The sequence below is a fragment of the Anabaena sp. FACHB-83 genome (assembly GCF_014697485.1).
Lineage (GTDB): Bacteria > Cyanobacteriota > Cyanobacteriia > Cyanobacteriales > Nostocaceae > Nostoc_B.
Genome location: NZ_JACJRY010000004.1, coordinates 157,785 through 174,758, shown reverse-complemented (window position 1 = coordinate 174,758; position 16,974 = coordinate 157,785). Strand labels below are relative to the sequence as shown.

Below are 16,974 nucleotides of genomic sequence, written 5' to 3'. Positions count from 1 at the left end.
GAAGGGTAGGTACGCAGAGTCTTTAGTCCAGATATTAATCGTATACAGAATAATTGCTAATATTTACCCTCAATGTCCTACGATAACTTATGTAAACTACTATCAGAAAAATATCCAGACAGCTTCGCTACTTGGGTAATGGGTGGAGAACAAACTTCCGCAGAAGTATTAAAAACAGAATTGAGTATAGAGCCAATTCGAGCAGACTATGTAACATTTATGCGGTTACAAGGACGAATTCTCCATTTGGAATTTCAAACAAAAATAGAATCGGAACCACCATTACCTCTGCGAATGCTGGATTATTGGGTGAGACTATATCGTTTGTATCGATTACCAATTACACAAGTAGTAGTGTTGCTTTTACCACCAGCAGCAGGAACGATAATTGAAACATGCTTTGAGTTAGAGTCTACACGCCATGAGTATCAGGTAATTAAGATGTGGGAGCAAGACCCAACAGAATTACTTAAGGATATAGCTTTGTTACCTTTAGCACCACTAGCAGCTACAACAAAACCGGAAGCTTTATTACAAAAAGTTGCTCAAAGAGTTACTCAACTTGAGCCAGAACAGCGACGAGAGGTATCTGGCTATGTTCAAATCTTAGCTGGGTTAAAATTTGAGAAGAATTTGATTCAGCAAATGTTTCGGGAGGGTATGATGCGCGAATCTGTGATTTATCAAGAGATCCTTCAGGAAGGCCTTCAAGAAGGTCGTCAGGAAGGACTTCAGGAAGGTAGACTGGAAGAGGCGCGATCGCTCATCCTGCGACTATTAACTCGTCAAATCGGGGATTTACCACAAACAATGCGATCGCAACTCGATGAACTCTCTGTCAATGAGTTAGAAGCTTTGGGTGAAGCTTTGCTTGATTTTAAACAGTTGACAGATTTAGAGTTCTGGTTATTGAATCGCTAGGGTTGCTGATTAACTCAAACCTAACTCGCGTTTTAGTAAGTTAATTGAATCCAACCCAATATAATTTTCTACCTTCATTAATTTTGGTGGTCGAATAATATCTTCAGCCGCCGCTTGTACCGCTAATTGTACTGCCCGGAAACTAGCGACATCACTAATAATAACTTCCGCCCGCTTGACAATTGCCTGAAGTTTATAAGCATCTTTTGGTTGTGAAGTCATCACTAGTAGTTCATCACCACGTAAACCGTGCAGAATAACTTCAGCCGCACGGGCAATGCCTGTACTCAGGCTAACTATGCCTATACAATGATCTTTCGCTAAGTTTTTGACTAGATTCAGTTCTTTACTGTAGTCATAGATATCGAGAGGGATGACTCTGACAGCTTTTGGCGCAGCAATTTGTTCAACCTCACCAATAAAATAGCGACTGGTAACGACTGTAGCCGAGTTAGTTTTATCCAACACAGCTGCTAATTCTTCCATTCTGATTAACTGGATGGGTATTTTCAGAGATTGCTCTAATTCATATACCATCAATTCCCCAGCGCCGATATCTTGAGAAGGGACAGCAACCAGTACTTGGGCGCTACAACGCAAACGCCAATCCATTTCTGCCAAAAATAGCTCGCGGGCTTGACTGAGAGAACAGCCTTGGGCAAGGAGTTGATCAAGAGCTTGCTGTACGACTTTGTATGCTTCGGGGTGTTGTTGGAGAATGGGTGATTGTAATCTACTACCGCCCTCGTGTCCTTGAGCGCGGACATAAATTCCTGAACCTGCCAGACTTTCTACTAAGCCTTCGTCTTCTAGCTGTCGATAAACTTTACTAATAGTGTTGCGGTGTAACCCAGTTTGCATAGCTAATGCCCTTGTGCTGGGCAATTTGTAAGCTGGGGGATATTGGCGAGATGCGATCGCAAACCGGATTTGATTAAATAACTGGGTAGAAGCGGGAATTTCACTGTCTGGCTGAATACGGAATTGAATCATCACCAAAACTCCTGAATCAAGCAACAATCAGCAATTCACTACTGATGCTACTTGTAGTATTTTTTATTTGTAACACTTAAGAGGTAAGATCCGATACAGGACAAGTATAAAGCCATCTCATCTGGATTGGCGCAATATCTACATATCTAAACCAACTACAGTTACTTCCGGTGGGTGTTCCAGGGTAAATTGATAATATATCTCCCTTCGCTCTTGAGGTAAAACGGTTAATTCCCATTCTAAAATTCCCATCTCTCCCAGGGGAATTTGTGGTTGAATGCGAGTGAGGCGAATTTTAATTTGCTCGTTGCGACTCACAGGTAATTGTTCGGTAATTTTTAAATTAGTTTCTTGATTGAGTAAGTTAGTAATTAATAACCGATAAGCGTAAGTAGTGCGGCGTTGATTGACAATGATTCTTTTATCAACTTGTCGCTCAACTAAGTTACGTTCAATTTTTAAATTTTCATCAATGCCTAAGTTCAAGCTAAATTCTTGTCCTGGCGCAATATTTTCTAATTGAGTTTTACCAACAAAAATACTATCTCGAAAAATATTGGCTTTTCCTGGTAATAAAGTTGCGCCATCAGCACTGTTTTTGACATTAGCTTGTAAATAAGCAAAGCTGACTAAACGCGGCATGGCGACATAATGAAAAACACAAGGATAATCATCATTAAAAATTATATTTTTATGGGGCGCACCGTCACTAGGAATATTGCTACCACCATTGAGTTTAAAAGTCACGACACTACCTTCTTTAGCAACTGTCGCTTTGACATTTTCTGCGGTTATGAAAGCATCATCCTCTAAATCCTCTTCTTCTGGGGAAAACATAGCTTCAGCCGCCGCAGGCGCAGCCGCTATGGTGGGTAATGATGGCCGGGGTAAAACTCGTTGCAATGAGCGCGAATGTAGGGTGTCAATGTACCAAGGTTCTAGTTTTGGTGGTAGAGTACCTAACCCTGGTTTCGCGGTGGAGAGGGTGAGTGCCACATCTTGCCAATCTTCGCCAGTATTTTGCGTAACTTCTGCCAGATAGCTTAAATTTACCGACTGACTGGCACTATCAACTCGTAAGTCATAAAGGGGATTCCAGCCAGCACGATTGACAATGTAGGACACTTCTAGTTCAAATTCGCCAGCACCAGCAACTTCAACACCAACCACCAAGTTAAAACTTTCTTTGGGATGGGGTGTTTGAATGTTGTGTAATGTGGCGCGGAGTGCTTGTAGTTGCTTATCTAATTCCTGTTGTTGACTGTGACAATCACCAGATGCGATCGCATATTCACTATACTGGCTGCCTAAAAAATTCAGGAAATCCAAAGTCTCGCTGAGACTGAGATTTTTGCGGGACAAACTTTGAGCAAATGGTTCCTCGGTTTTTTCCCGCAAACCCTCAATAAATTTTGCCTGTAAAGCTAAGGCATCAATTTGCGCCTGGAGATTGCGTTTTTCCGCTTCTATTTGTTGAATTTGGCGGGTTAACTGTGCTACTCGTTCGGCTACTGGTTCTGTAGTGTAAATGCGATCGCTACTCACTCCCAATAAGCTTACTCCTACAGTACCTGCACCGCTCACCCGCACAGAATCAGTTTCGAGAGTGACCGGCAGTGAATTAATCACCAATTCCCTTTCCACCCCTACCAAAGCAACTACACCTCGGCGTGTCACTAAGGCTTGATTACTGTAAACCGTCACGGCTACTACCTGGGTTGGGACTGTTTTTCTCAAAGAAGGAGTTTCCAGGTTTGTCACTGCCAGCTTTCCCCCATATCAAATGACTCTGCTGGTTAATTTTTTAATGGTTCAGGTACTTTCCGTCAAGCAAGTGGAAGATATAGCAGTGGAAGTATGGGTTAGGAGAATTAAAAAGTACAAATGCCAAGAAAGAGTAACAATTTTACCTCCTGCCTGGTTGGTGAGCGACTTGCCTTGAGCGTTCGCGCAGCGTCTCCGTCAGGAGAAGCCGAAAGGAGTCGAACCACTGGTTGGTGAGCGAAGTCGAACCACTGCCTTCTGCTATATCAAACCTCAATCAACAGTGCTGTAAATAGGTAGTTCAGTTTGTTCAACAAATGTTTTAGCAGCATCCAGCAAATACTCATAATAAGTCCGAGCCACAATTGATAACTGTTTCCCTGCCGGATAAACCATATACCAAGCTCGTTTAATCGGGAAGTGCTGCACATCCAAAATACTAAACTCCGAAGCATCTGAGAGTAAAGTATGACGGGATAAAACAGAAATACCTAAACCACCTGCGATCGCTTGTTTAATTGCTTCATTACTCCCCAATTCCAGCTTGACATTTACCTTTACCCCATGTTCTTCTAACAACGCCTGCACAGCGCGGCGAGTTCCTGAACCGGGTTCACGCATAATAAAAGGCTCATCGTTTAACTCGTGAATTGGAATATTTTTCTCTTTGGCTAGACGATGATTTACTGGTGCAAAAACTACCAAAGGATTGTCTAAAAACGGCTCACAATTCACATCCAAATGTTCTGGAACCTGACTCATAATGTACAAATCATCCAGATTATTCATCATCCGATCAATAATTTTTTCGTGATTTGTGACTTGCAGCGAAATATCAATTCCTGGGTAACGCTGACAAAATGGCCCCAACAAACGCGGAATAAAATACTTGGCTGTGGTAATGACTGCTAAACGTAATTGCCCTTGCTTTAGCCCTTTTAAATCCGCAACTTTCATCTCAAACTGAGCAATAGTCTCAAAAATCTGCCTGCAAGTGGCAAACAGTTCTCTACCCGCCTCTGTCAAATACAAACGTTTCCCCACCTGCTCAAACAAGGGCAACCCTACAGATTTTGTCAATTGCTTAATTTGCATAGAGACAGTAGGTTGAGTCAGAAATAATTCTTCCGCAGCACGAGTAAAGCTACCATGCCGAGCCGCCGCTTCAAATACCTTCAACTGGTGTAGCGTCGCTTGGTTCAAGGGTGATTCTCCTCTAATAGCGATCTATAGATATAAAACTAGTATCACTAAACACCTACCAATCAAGCAGTGTCGCTCATACAAAGTTATGAGTTTTAGTATAGAGAAAAATCTATTTTCGCTATTAAAAGAAAGATATTTGATTTATAGTCCGTAAAAGTTATGATCAAAACAACAAGCGAAGCGTAAGATGCCTTCCAGCCAAGATGAATGCTGAATACTGAATGCTGAGGAGAATTTTCCCACGATTCATCCCTCAAAATTCACGATTCATCATTCATCCTTCCATAATTCTTCAGTAATTTTTGTGGGTAACTTGGCTAAATCAGGCAACTGAAGTACCTCTAACTCAGCTACTTGCTCCTTAATATTCACTGGCATCTTGATGGGTTGCCGTTCTTCTATCCAACAACTTGCCACAGGTAAAGTTTGTTCCAACTCATCCAAAGGCCGCGGAATCACCATCACTGCGTTCAACTCCCCAATCCGTTCTGCTTCATACATTCCCGCTTCCACTGCGACTGCGACATTAGCCACAGAGCCACGAATAATAGCTGTACACAAACCCGCACCGATTTTTTCATACGCTGCCAACTGCACATCAGCAGATTTGAGCATGGCATCGCAAGCTCCTACCATCGCCGGAAACCCCCGTGTTTCCACTAATCCAATCGCTAAGTTACTCAGACGGCTGTAACTGCCTTCCTCCATGTATTTACTCAATCTATTTGTAATTGGCAGCACTACATCTAGATTGGGAAACGGGCGAGGAATTACCAAACTAGAAACCAACTGACCAAACTGTTCAGCAGTCTGCACACCTGATTCTACTGCCAGCCGAACATCAGCAATACCACCTCGTACAATTGCTGTACAGTGACCACTGCCAATTTTTTCATATCCCACTAGGTGAACCCCAGCAGATTTTAACATCATATCAGCCGTGCCAACTATGGCTGGAAAGCTGAGGGTAGATACCAAACCCAAGGCAGTGTCCTTGAAGTTATCTCTATCTCGTCGACGTGATGCTGCCCGAACAGTACTAAGGGACTGTTGATTATATGTGTCCATGTGAATTCTCCAGGATACTCACAGTCTATGCTAAAGGTAAGCGAAAGGCTGAAGAATCAAGAATAAAAGATGAAAGCGGTCTTTTTCATCCTTCATAATCCATACTTCATAACTTTAGGGGACAACTTACAATTAACACTTATTCAGGCGGTTCGTCAGACTTAGGATTGTTCAAGGATTGCCTATGGGGAAACAATGTTGTTAATAGCCTGTGAATACTTCCTTGCCCATAAATTTGAGTGCCAAATATATCTGGAGACTCAGAATTTTCCGCACTTACTTCTGATGAACTAGCAGTAGTTTCATCGTTTTGGTTCGGAGGTGGTTGGGCAGAGGGGGTGGGCGAAGGTTGAGGAATCGAAATCGACTGGTGCGTTAACTCCAAGAAAGCAGAAGCGGAGAGATTAGTAGAGGAAATAGAAATCGGTTTGGCCTCAGTTTCTCCTAAATTATTGTCTTCTGGTGGTTGCTGTTGAGTATCAGGAACAGCAGCATCACTGATGGGTGGTGCTGGCACTTCGGCAAGACTAATCTGACGACTAGTATCTCCTAACACTGAGCTTGGTGGTATGACTGTTCCTGGTGCGACAGAACAGTTAAAAACTGTTGTGGCTGCACCAATACAAGCATTTGTACCAATTTTGCCGATTCCTACCATCAAAAAGCCGGCTCCTAGGTTAGCCCCTGCTTCTATTTCCAGGGTTCCTTCATTGACTTGGAGAATTGACCCCATACCAATACAAACACCAGGGCCAATAATGATTTTGCCGTTGGTAGCCGCTTGGAGTATGACACCAGGTGCTAATACTGCACTGGGATGAATGATCACCTCGCCACTAATATAAGGGTCAAAGTTATTGTGGAGGCGCAGTAGCGGCACAGACATGGAAAATTAAACCTCGGAAGATAGAAGTGCCGAGTGCTGAGTGCAATTACAGCATCTTCAGTTTAGAAATAAAATGAGTAGTTTACTAAACTGACTTGCCTTTAACTCAGCGAGAAGCCGGAGCGGCGGCTTCCGCCGCTCTGAACTTCGGTGATTCAGCACTTTCAACTCAGCACTTCTACGGACGTTGAATAATTGTTTCTAACACACGACGTTTGGCTTTGGGGTCAATGCCAATCAAGCGCAGGTATTCACCTTCATATTCAGACAGGTATGCTTCTAAAGCTGCGATCGCATCTCTTTCTGATCTAGCCTCAATTTGGCCACAGCTAGACCAAGAACCAGTCCGAAAACGTCTTTGGTCTACGTGTTCAGCACTAATTTTGTAACCGCCAGCCAGCAATTGCCGTAACTGGTCTACAACTTCTGCATTCAAACGGTTGCTGCTGACAGGCGCTGTTGCTGTTGCTGTTGCCGAGCCATAACTGCTGGTAGCAGCGTAAGATTTTTGGCCATTCGAGGGCGCAACTGGGCCATTCGGTCTTTGAATAATACTTTCTAATACCCGGCGTTTAGCTTTCGGGTCAATGCCAATCAAGCGCACATATTCACCTTGATGGCTTTCAATACATTCTTCTAAGGCCGCTACAACTTGGTCGGCTGAAGTAGCTTCTATCGGCTTACAACTAGCCCAAGAGCCAGTCCGAAAACGACGCTCATCTACGTGTTCTGTCCCAATTTTATAGCCACCAGCCAAGAGTTTGCGGATTTGGTCTACAGTTTCCGCACTGATGGAACCAATTCCAGCACTGCTACTATGACCATTGCCGTTGTAGCCAGCACTACCTGTACTTGCGGGAGCTTTAAAGCTGGTAGTTGGTTGAACTACACCATCTGGGCGTTGAATAATAGTTTCTAACACCCGACGCTTACCTTTGGGGTCAATCCCAAATAAACGCACGTACTCACCACTATGGTCTGCCAAACAGCCTTCTAATGCTGATAAGGCTTCATTCAATGATCTGGGTTCAATTGGCTGACAGCTAGTCCAACAACCTGTACGGAACCGTCTTTGATCTACATGTTCTGTACCAATTTTGTAACCTTGCTCCAGTAGATAGCGTACTTGATCGACTGTTTCTGCACCCAAGCTATTGCTCGCCACTTCACTACTCCTTTCCAACTCTAAAACAGTTAAACCATTACTACTTGTATAAGATTTAGCTAATTCATCCCGGATGGGTGCAATACATTTGTTATCAGCAGCACAAAGATAACCAGCCCGCAGTGCCTGATTAATTCCCACGACATGATGGGCAAATTGCTGGTCTTGGTTCTGCACATCTGGCAGACGGTCAGCTTGCTGCTGGCTGGTGATTATCGCTCCCGACGGTACATATTTACCTGGGGGAATTTCTACATCTTGTATTAAAGCGTGCATCATCACGATGCAACCTGCGCCTACTCTGGCATTAAATACTGTGGAGCGAAAGCCAATAAAGCAGCTATCCCCTATGTATGCTGGGCCATGAATCAAAGCCATGTGGGTAATGGAAGCATTCTTCCCAATCCACACCGAGTATTCATTGCCATCATCACCGATGACTCGGCCTTGCTCCAACCCATGAATCACTACACCATCTTGGATATTGGTATTTTCACCGATGTAAAAAGGTGTACCTTCATCCGCCCTAATCGAAGTCCCTGGAGCGACGATTACATTTGCACCAATCCGTACATCTCCAATCACGTTGGAGAAGGAGTGGACAAATGAGGTTTTGTGGATTTCTGGCTCAGCTAAACTTCGTGACCACGGGGTTGGGGGTGCCGCCGTGCTGCTGACTGCCATTGCGAGATTCCTCCTGAATTAAGCTTTTTGTCTGTTAGTCTTTGGTCACTTGTCCCTTGTCCTTTGTTCTTTGTCTCAAACCAATGACTAATGACTAATGACTAATGACTATCTATATTGGTCTTTTTTACTGTAAATCAGGCGATCTTGAACATGAATAGTATCAATTATCGCCACCACTGCTGCATCCAAAGGGCGTTGTTCGTTGCCAAGAATTTGACGAGCGGCGCTGCCACGGCTGACTAGCACCCACTCATCTACTCCTGCGCCTACGGTATCTGCTGCTACCTCGTACTTTGGTAAGGTATTTCCTTCTTCATCCACTAACTGCAACATCAGTAGTTTGACACCGCGAAGACTTGGATCTTTTTGAGTGCTAACTACTGTGCCACGTACTTTGGCAATTTGCATTATATGTTATGGTCTTCTACCGCCGAAAGGTCGAATTGCGTTAACATTTTCCCGGAATTGCTCTACGTCTTCTGTATAACGAATTGGCAGGACGTATTCTAAGTTTTCATGGGGACGAGCAATGATGTGTGTCGATAGCACTTGTCCGCCATTAACTCGCTTCACTGATTCCACACCTGCTGCTACAGAAGCTTGGACTTCGGAAACATCACCCCGCACAATTACTGTTACCCGACCACTACCGATTTTTTCGTAACCTACTAAGGTTACACGGGCAGCTTTCACCATCGCGTCAGCAGCTTCTACTACTGCTGGAAAGCCAAGTGTTTCTACCATTCCCACTGCAATTGACATTAGTTTTGATCCCTATTTAAATTTTCTCAAACAAACAAAAGCCTAGCTCAAGCAAGCAACCCCGTTAGTCATTTTGTATTATCGACTGTTAAGTGCGAAACTGTTCCACTGCTTCTGTGTAACGAATCGGCAAAACATATTCCAAGTTTTCGTGGGGACGAGCAATGATGTGGGTGGAAACCACTTCACCACCATTTACTCTTCTGGCTGCTTCAATTCCAGCTGCAACTGAGGCTTGCACTTCCGAAACATCACCCCGCACAATGACGGTGACACGGGCGCTACCAATTTTTTCATACCCTACCAATGTTACACGGGCGGCTTTAACCATCGCATCAGCAGCTTCTACTACTGCTGGAAAGCCCTTTGTCTCAATCATTCCAACTGCAATTGGCATCGCAGAAACTCCTAAAAATTTAATCCAATCAGTACTGTGGTTTGAAAATTGTGACGGGGAAGCTCATCTTGAGCTAAAAGACACTTCCAAAAATAAGCATAGGAAAGCTTGGCTCCCCTGGCAATATAAATTAGTATAATAGTTTATAATAAAAAAGTTTTAAAAAACTTAATTCTTTGTCATACGGTGTTTCTGCTCTGTTTAAGTCCACTGATTCCAAGAGCAGGCGCTTATGCTTTATAATTTTTTTATTACATATCCAAATCGCTGTTCATAGCCAAGACTAATCGTCTCTGGTGAGGAAGGTAAAACTACTGCATCTTTTACAGTTTCTATCTTTCCTCCGTTTTGTGGTATGTAAATAGGAATATCTAAAAAGCATATAACTTTTTTAAATATATCTGATAAATATCTCTGCTAAACATCAGAAATAGAAATTTACAAATGAGTATGGTTCCAATGAAAGGTGGAGAATTTGAATATGTAAATAAATTATGTTAGCTGACATTTAGGCATTAATTTTGCAATCCTAAAAATTATTACACATTTTTTAGAAACCAAATTTAACATAGATTTTCATCCAAAAAGCTAAGTCAAAGATGATTTTTCAAAAGGTAAAAAAAATTCAGGCAGAGTTGTAAAGGTAAGCAAATTAAATGAATCAGTTTCTATTTTCAACAAGTTGGTGTGTGCCTTTGTATAGCTTGATAGGCGCACTTTTAACTTTGCCCTGGGCGATGGGAGTCATTAGAAGGACAGGCCCTAGACCAGCAGCTTATATCAACTTGTTGACTACTGTTTTGGGTTTTGCCCATAGCTTGTTTGTCTTTAAAGATGTTTGGGACAGAGAACCAGAGAATTTACTGGTTAGTTGGTTTCAAGCGGCAGATTTAAACTTATCCTTTGCATTAGAACTATCGCCTGTGAGTATTGGGGCGACTGTTTTAATCACTGGCTTAAGTTTGTTGGCACAAATTTACGCTTTGGGCTATCTAGAAAAAGATTGGTCTTTAGCACGCTTTTTTGGGCTACTGGGATTTTTTGAAGCGGCATTAAGTGGTTTAGCTGTTAGTGACTCTTTATTTCTCAGTTATGCTTTGCTCGAAGTCCTGACCCTATCTACATACCTGCTGGTTGGTTTTTGGTATGCACAACCTTTGGTGGTGACAGCAGCGCGGGATGCTTTTTTAACTAAGCGGGTGGGCGACTTGTTGTTGCTGATGTCTGTGGTGACGCTTTCGAGTTGGGCTGGCAGTTTGAATTTTTCGGATTTGTATGAGTGGGCGCAAACCGCAGAATTAAGCCCAGTGGCCTCTACATTACTAGGTTTAGGATTAATTGCGGGGCCAGCAGGTAAATGCGCTCAGTTTCCTTTGCATTTATGGTTAGATGAAGCGATGGAAGGGCCAAACCCAGCTTCGGTGATGCGAAATTCGCTGGTAGTCGCTGGTGGTGCTTATCTACTCTACAAACTGCAACCAATTTTGGCTTTATCACCAGTGGCGTTGAATGCGCTGATAGTCATGGGTTCAGTGACGGCAGTAGGGGCCACTTTGGTGTCTTTGGCTCAAATTGATATTAAGCGATCGCTCTCCCACTCCACTAGTGCATACATGGGACTGGTGTTTTTGGCGGTAGGGATGCAGCAAGGAGGCGTAGCTTTAATGCTGCTGTTGACCCATGCGATCGCCAAAGCATTATTATTTATGAGTTCGGGTTCGGTAATTTATACCACCAATACCCAAGATTTAACTGAAATGGGCGGTTTATGGTCGCGGATGCCAGCTACCACTACCGCCTTTGTTGTGGGTGCGGCTGGGATGATTACATTACTGCCACTGGGAAGCTTTTGGGCAATGTTGTCCTGGGCTGATGGTTTGGTGGCTATTAGCCCTTGGGTAATTGCCATTTTAGTCATTGTAAATGGTTTCACAGCCTTAAACTTGACGCGGGTATTTCGCTTAATCTTTTGGGGTAAACCACAGCAAAAAACTCGCCGTACACCGGAAGTCGGCTGGCAGATGGCATTGCCAATGGTAACGCTGACCATCATGACCTTACTACTACCCCTGATGCTTCAGCAATGGTACTTACTGCCCAGCCGGGAAAGTATTAATTGGTATGTAGTATCAACATTGCTGGTTTCGACTGTAGTTGGAGTAGGTATTGGTTCAACAATGTACCTGCATAAAGCTTGGTCAAGATCCAGAATTTTGGTATGGCGATTCTTACAAGACTTGTTGGGTTACGATTTTTACATAGACAGGATCTATCGGGTGACAGTAGTTGGGGCAGTCGCCTTTTTATCTAGGATATCGGCTTGGAGCGATCGCTATCTTGTTGATGGCTTAGTAAACTTTGTGGGTATTTTCACCATTTTTGGTGGGCAAAGTTTAAGGTACAGCATTTCTGGCCAATCTCAAGGCTATATGTTCACCATCCTGGTTGTGATCAGCATTTTGGGTTTCTTCATCAGTTGGTCATTAGGACTGCTGAACAACTTGCATTTTTAACAGTGCTGAGTGCTGAGTGCTGAGTGCTGAGTGCTGAGTGCTGAGTAAACAATACTAATCCCTACTCCCTACTCCCCATTCCCTACTCCCTACTCCCAATTCCCTACTCCCCATTCCCTAATTCTCTCGAAACTATGCTGAGTGCATTAATTGTGCTGCCATTGTTAGGCGCAATCATCATTGGTTTTTGGCCTGCTGTTCTGGATGGCAAACTTGCCCGTGTTATGGCGTTTGTCTGTGCTGGTACTACCTTTTTGTGGTCAGTTTTTCTCGCCATTCAATTCAACCCAGGAGAAATTAGTCAACAGTTTAGTGAGTTTATTCCTTGGGTAGATGCCATCGGGTTAAGTTACAACCTTGGAATTGATGGTTTATCTTTGCCGCTACTGGTGTTAAATGGACTGTTGACTTGTATTGCTATCTCTAGCAGCGATAGTTCCCAGCAACGTCCCCGACTGTATTACTCGCTCATATTACTGTTAAGCACAGGGGTAACAGGTGCTTTTCTGGCACAGGATTTACTGTTATTCTTCCTGTTTTATGAACTGGAACTGATTCCCCTTTACCTCTTAATTGCTATTTGGGGTGGTGCGAAAAGAGGTTACGCCGCCACCAAGTTTTTAATTTACACAGCCATATCTGGGATTTTGATTTTGGCAAGTTTCCTGGGTATGGTTTGGCTGAGTGGTGGTTCCAATTTTGCCTTAGCTAACTTGAATGCAGCATCTTTACCACTAGCCACACAAATCTTATTGCTAGTAGGGCTTTTGGTCGGTTTTGGGATTAAGATACCACTGGTTCCCTTCCACACTTGGTTACCTGATGCCCACGTTGAAGCCTCTACACCCATTTCTGTATTGTTAGCTGGGGTGCTGTTGAAATTGGGGACTTACGGCTTACTGCGGTTTGGGATGAACTTGTTACCCGATGCTTGGAGTTATGTCGCGCCTTGGTTAGCAACTTGGGCAGTAGTAAGTGTGCTTTATGGTGCATCTTGCGCGATCGCCCAAACGGACATGAAAAAAATGGTAGCCTATAGTTCAATTGGACACATGGGTTATGTATTGTTAGCGGCGGCGGCTTCTACACCTCTGAGTGTCTTGGGTGCTGTGATGCAAATGATTAGCCACGGTTTGATTTCTGCCCTGCTGTTTTTGTTGGTTGGCGTAATATACAAAAAAGCAGGTAGCCGTGATTTAGACGTGATTCGCGGCTTATTAAATCCTGAACGCGGAATGCCGGTGATTGGTAGTTTGATGGTTTTGGGAGTGATGGCCAGTGCAGGTATCCCTGGGATGGTCGGATTTATTTCAGAATTTGTGATTTTCCGGGGCAGTTTTCCGGTTTTCCCAGTGCAAACCTTAATATCGATGCTGGGAACTGGTTTGACGGCGGTTTACTTCTTAATTCTGATGAACAAGGCATTCTTTGGACGCTTGTCTGCACAGGTAGATAATTTACCACGAGTTTACTGGAGCGATCGCCTGCCATCTGTCGTGTTAGCTGTAATCATTGTGATTTTTGGTATTCAACCTGCTTGGTTATCTCGCTGGAGTGAACCCACAATTACCGCCATGATGAATGTAGATCAGGTAGTGGCAACAGTCTCGGTAGAAAAATTAAAGTAAAAAGTAAAAAAGCAAAAAGTAAATTTTTTTTACTTTTGCCTTTTTATTGACTCATTCCCAATTTGGAGAACTGGCAATGGTAACTATTAAAAATAAACCCGGCTCACATCCTTTAGCTGAGTATGTAGAAAGATTACAAACAGGTGGGGCATTATTGCCTGACAGCAAAGAAAATGTATTAGAAGTAGTTGGCATCCTCAAAAGTTATGGTGTGGTTTTAGATGCCTACTCTAACAATCTTATCTACATTGCTGACCATCAATTTTTAGTATTTTTCCCCTTTTTTAAATACTTTAATGACGAATTTTCTGTGGCAAAATTACTGCGTCACTGGTGGCACGATCGCATAAATTACGAATATGCCGAATATTGTATGAAAGCCATGATGTGGCATGGTGGCGGCGGCTTAGATGCTTACTTAGATACTAAAGAATTTCAAGAACGCGCCAAAGCAGTAATCACCGCTAAATTTAAAAATAATCCCTTTGTTTTAGGAGTAAACCAATTATTCCCTGACTTTTTAACGGAACAATTGCGAGTTTCGGCTTACTACAGTGGCTTGGGTCAATTTTGGCGCGTCATGGCTGATATTTTCCTCACCTTATCTGACCGCTACGACAACGGCGAAATTACATCAATTGCCCAAGTTGTAGACCACATTAAAGCAGGTTTGGTAGCCGATGCCCTCAAGCCAATCACATATTCTGTCAAAATTCAAGATAAAGCCTACGACATTATCCCTAAAAGTGTTGGTTTAACATTTTTAGGAGATACAGCCGTACCTTATGTTGAGGCTGTTTTCTTCCGGGGAACTCCATTTCACGGCACAGTTTCTTACAATGCCCAAGCTTATCAAATTTCCCCAGATCAAGGCCGATTCCAGTATGGTGCATTGTACGCTGATCCTTTACCGATTGGCGGTGCTGGTATTCCGCCTACCTTGCTAATGCAGGATATGCGCCATTATTTGCCAGAATACTTGCACGCTGTTTATCGTCGTCGTCCGCGTGGGGAAGATGATTTACGAGTACAAATCTGTATTAGTTTCCAAAAGTCCATGTTTTGCGTCACTACCGCCGCAATTTTAGGATTGATGCCTTATCCTGCGGACACTCAAGAACCATCTGAACAAAATGCCAACCGAATTTACCTAGAAAAGTGGATGGATAGATTTACAACCTCACGCTTAAGTGATGTTAATAGTTAAAGTGCTGAGTGCTGAGTGCTGAGTGCTGAGTGCTGAGTAAAAAATTTAATCCTACTGACTAGTCTCTAGCCTCTTTCACTCACCCCACACATCTAGTAGTCTCAATTTCAATTGCATCAGAAATAAAGCAAACTCCGCCAAACTTATTTAGAGTTTGTCGGACATTTGACTCTACCAAAGACAATTTTTCTGGTGGAAAAAAGGCAATGATATAAACATTGTCTAGCATTGTCATTGCTAAATCATTGGTGATGGTGCCTCTTGTACCTTTGCCGGCTACATCTTTGATAACTGAATGCCCCTTTACGCCTGCCTTTTCTAAAGATTCTAAAATTTTACCGAGTTCAACATAATTGGCAAAGATTTCTATCCGTTTTACAGGCTGCATAATCTTACCTCCAAAATAGATTAATGCCGTATAAATAGAGCGGGATGCCGACAATGATATTAAAAGGAAAAGTCACAGCTAACGCCGTTGAAACATACAAACTTGGATTCGCTTCTGGAACGGTGAGGCGCATAGCTGCTGGTACAGCAATGTAGGATGCACTGGCACACAGCACAGAGAATAACAAGCTATCTCCTTGGGACATTCCAATAACTTTCGCAATTAATAAAGCTATGCCAGCATTGAAAATTGGTACTAGTATCGCAAACAAAATCAGGAAAAACCCAGTTTTTTGCAAATCTTTTATTCTTCTGGCAGCTAAAAGTCCCATATCCAATAAAAAGAACGTCAGCACACCATAAAACATATCTTGGGTAAAGGGTTTTAAGGTTTGCCAACCATGTTCTCCGGTGAGAATACCCATGAACAAGCTACCAACTAACAAAAAGACCGAACTGTTGAGAAAAGCTTCTTGTAATACTTCTGACCAATTAAATTCGCGATCGCTTTCATCAACTGTAAAAACCTTAACTAATATTAACCCTACAACAATGGCTGGTGATTCCATTAATGCCAAAGCTGCAACCATAAACCCATCAAAACTTATTCCCAGTTGCGTCAAAAAAGAACTGGCAGTAATAAAAGTTACAGCACTAATTGAGCCATAAGTAGCTGCGATCGCAGCTGAATTATAAGTATCAAGCTTAATTCTCAGAATAAAAAATGTGTAAACAGGAACAACACAAGCCATTAACATCGCGGCTAAAAGCGTCAGGATAACTGATTGAGTAATTCCACTTTTAACCAGTTCCACTCCACCTTTAAACCCAATGGCAAATAACAAATACAACGATAATAATTTCGGTATTGGTGCAGGAATTTCTAAATCTGTTTTAACTAATACCGCCAAAATACCTAAAAAGAAAGCTAACACAGGTGGATTTAAGATGTTGGATACAATCAAGCTGACATCCATAATTCCACCATGCCTCCAAAAATTAGCTGAATACTCATAAACAAGTTTAGGGTAATATCGTACACATCGAAAATTCTTGGGAATATATTCAGCAAGGTTAGGGGCTAGTACAACAAGGCAAAAGGAAAAAATCAAAAGGAAAAAGAAAGAATAGTAATAAGTAGTTAAACATAATTAATTACACAAAGTCATTGCGAATGGAGCGAAGCGAAATGAAGCAATCGCAAGGGCTGGGATTGCTTCGCTTCGCTCGCAATGACTGTAATTAATTTTGCGTGGTTACTTACCACAAGCCTTTTAGCAATTCCAAATGGTCACTGAGCGTAGTCGAAGTATGGTCTGTTTATTTACGCCGACCTGTACTAGTCAATAATATTCAATTTTTTACTCAGCACTCAGCACTTTTTCTTGCC

15 protein-coding genes are annotated in these 16,974 nt (G+C 42.7%); 4 read left to right on the top strand and 11 right to left on the bottom strand.

Features of this window, described 5'->3' with window-relative positions:
- Nucleotides 1-72 precede the first annotated feature (72 nt).
- Entirely contained in the window at nt 73-921 is an 849-nt protein-coding gene (locus tag H6G79_RS06710; protein WP_190590484.1) for a DUF4351 domain-containing protein, read from the top strand.
- Between the two features lie 9 nt (nt 922-930).
- Here the strand turns inward: H6G79_RS06710 and H6G79_RS06705 are convergent, their stop codons facing one another.
- The 9 genes from H6G79_RS06705 to H6G79_RS06665 all read right to left on the bottom strand — a co-directional run bounded on the left by H6G79_RS06705 (nt 931) and on the right by H6G79_RS06665 (nt 9,849).
- A complete protein-coding gene (locus tag H6G79_RS06705) occupies nt 931-1,914 on the bottom strand; it encodes a GntR family transcriptional regulator (RefSeq protein WP_190590485.1) in 984 nt (327 codons plus the stop codon).
- 138 nt (nt 1,915-2,052) lie between these two features.
- Nucleotides 2,053-3,675: a mucoidy inhibitor MuiA family protein gene (locus tag H6G79_RS06700; protein WP_190590486.1), complete on the bottom strand. Its 1,623-nt coding sequence runs from the start codon at nt 3,673-3,675 to the stop codon at nt 2,053-2,055.
- A 276-nt stretch (nt 3,676-3,951) separates the two neighbouring features.
- Nucleotides 3,952-4,881 carry a LysR family transcriptional regulator gene (locus H6G79_RS06695; protein WP_190590487.1) on the bottom strand — a complete coding sequence of 310 codons (930 nt, stop codon included), beginning with the start codon at nt 4,879-4,881 and terminating at the stop codon, nt 3,952-3,954.
- Between the two features lie 273 nt (nt 4,882-5,154).
- The gene (locus H6G79_RS06690; RefSeq protein ID WP_190590488.1) at nt 5,155-5,952 is read right to left on the bottom strand and encodes a BMC domain-containing protein; all 798 of its coding nucleotides are present in this window, start codon (nt 5,950-5,952) and stop codon (nt 5,155-5,157) included.
- 139 nt (nt 5,953-6,091) lie between these two features.
- A complete protein-coding gene (locus H6G79_RS06685) occupies nt 6,092-6,838 on the bottom strand; it encodes a transferase (protein ID WP_190590489.1) in 747 nt (248 codons plus the stop codon).
- Between the two features lie 178 nt (nt 6,839-7,016).
- Nucleotides 7,017-8,687, bottom strand: coding sequence for a ribulose bisphosphate carboxylase small subunit (locus tag H6G79_RS06680; RefSeq protein WP_190590490.1), 1,671 nt, complete (start codon nt 8,685-8,687; stop codon nt 7,017-7,019).
- A gap of 108 nt (nt 8,688-8,795) precedes the next feature.
- Nucleotides 8,796-9,098: a EutN/CcmL family microcompartment protein gene (locus H6G79_RS06675; RefSeq protein ID WP_062293088.1), complete on the bottom strand. Its 303-nt coding sequence runs from the start codon at nt 9,096-9,098 to the stop codon at nt 8,796-8,798.
- 6 nt (nt 9,099-9,104) lie between these two features.
- Nucleotides 9,105-9,452, bottom strand: a complete 348-nt coding sequence (locus H6G79_RS06670) for a carbon dioxide-concentrating mechanism protein CcmK (protein WP_015111750.1) — start codon at nt 9,450-9,452, stop codon at nt 9,105-9,107.
- A gap of 88 nt (nt 9,453-9,540) precedes the next feature.
- Entirely contained in the window at nt 9,541-9,849 is a 309-nt protein-coding gene (locus H6G79_RS06665; RefSeq protein ID WP_010995042.1) for a carbon dioxide-concentrating mechanism protein CcmK, read from the bottom strand.
- Nucleotides 9,850-10,505: 656 nt separating this feature from the next.
- On the opposite strand from H6G79_RS06665, the gene H6G79_RS06660 reads away from it, so the two are divergent.
- The 3 genes from H6G79_RS06660 (at nt 10,506) to H6G79_RS06650 (ending at nt 15,197) form a co-directional block, all read left to right on the top strand.
- Nucleotides 10,506-12,362, top strand: a complete 1,857-nt coding sequence (locus H6G79_RS06660; RefSeq protein ID WP_190590491.1) for an NAD(P)H-quinone oxidoreductase subunit F — start codon at nt 10,506-10,508, stop codon at nt 12,360-12,362.
- 134 nt (nt 12,363-12,496) lie between these two features.
- Nucleotides 12,497-13,990 carry an NADH-quinone oxidoreductase subunit M gene (locus H6G79_RS06655; RefSeq protein WP_190590492.1) on the top strand — a complete coding sequence of 498 codons (1,494 nt, stop codon included), beginning with the start codon at nt 12,497-12,499 and terminating at the stop codon, nt 13,988-13,990.
- A gap of 76 nt (nt 13,991-14,066) precedes the next feature.
- Nucleotides 14,067-15,197 (top strand): CO2 hydration protein, encoded by a 1,131-nt coding sequence (locus H6G79_RS06650; RefSeq protein WP_190590493.1) that lies wholly within the window; start codon nt 14,067-14,069, stop codon nt 15,195-15,197.
- A 79-nt stretch (nt 15,198-15,276) separates the two neighbouring features.
- Here the strand turns inward: H6G79_RS06650 and H6G79_RS06645 are convergent, their stop codons facing one another.
- Both H6G79_RS06645 and H6G79_RS06640 read right to left on the bottom strand, forming a co-directional pair.
- Nucleotides 15,277-15,585, bottom strand: coding sequence for a P-II family nitrogen regulator (locus tag H6G79_RS06645; RefSeq protein ID WP_190590494.1), 309 nt, complete (start codon nt 15,583-15,585; stop codon nt 15,277-15,279).
- 4 nt (nt 15,586-15,589) lie between these two features.
- A complete protein-coding gene (locus H6G79_RS06640; RefSeq protein ID WP_190590495.1) occupies nt 15,590-16,561 on the bottom strand; it encodes a sodium-dependent bicarbonate transport family permease in 972 nt (323 codons plus the stop codon).
- Nucleotides 16,562-16,974 lie beyond the last annotated feature (413 nt).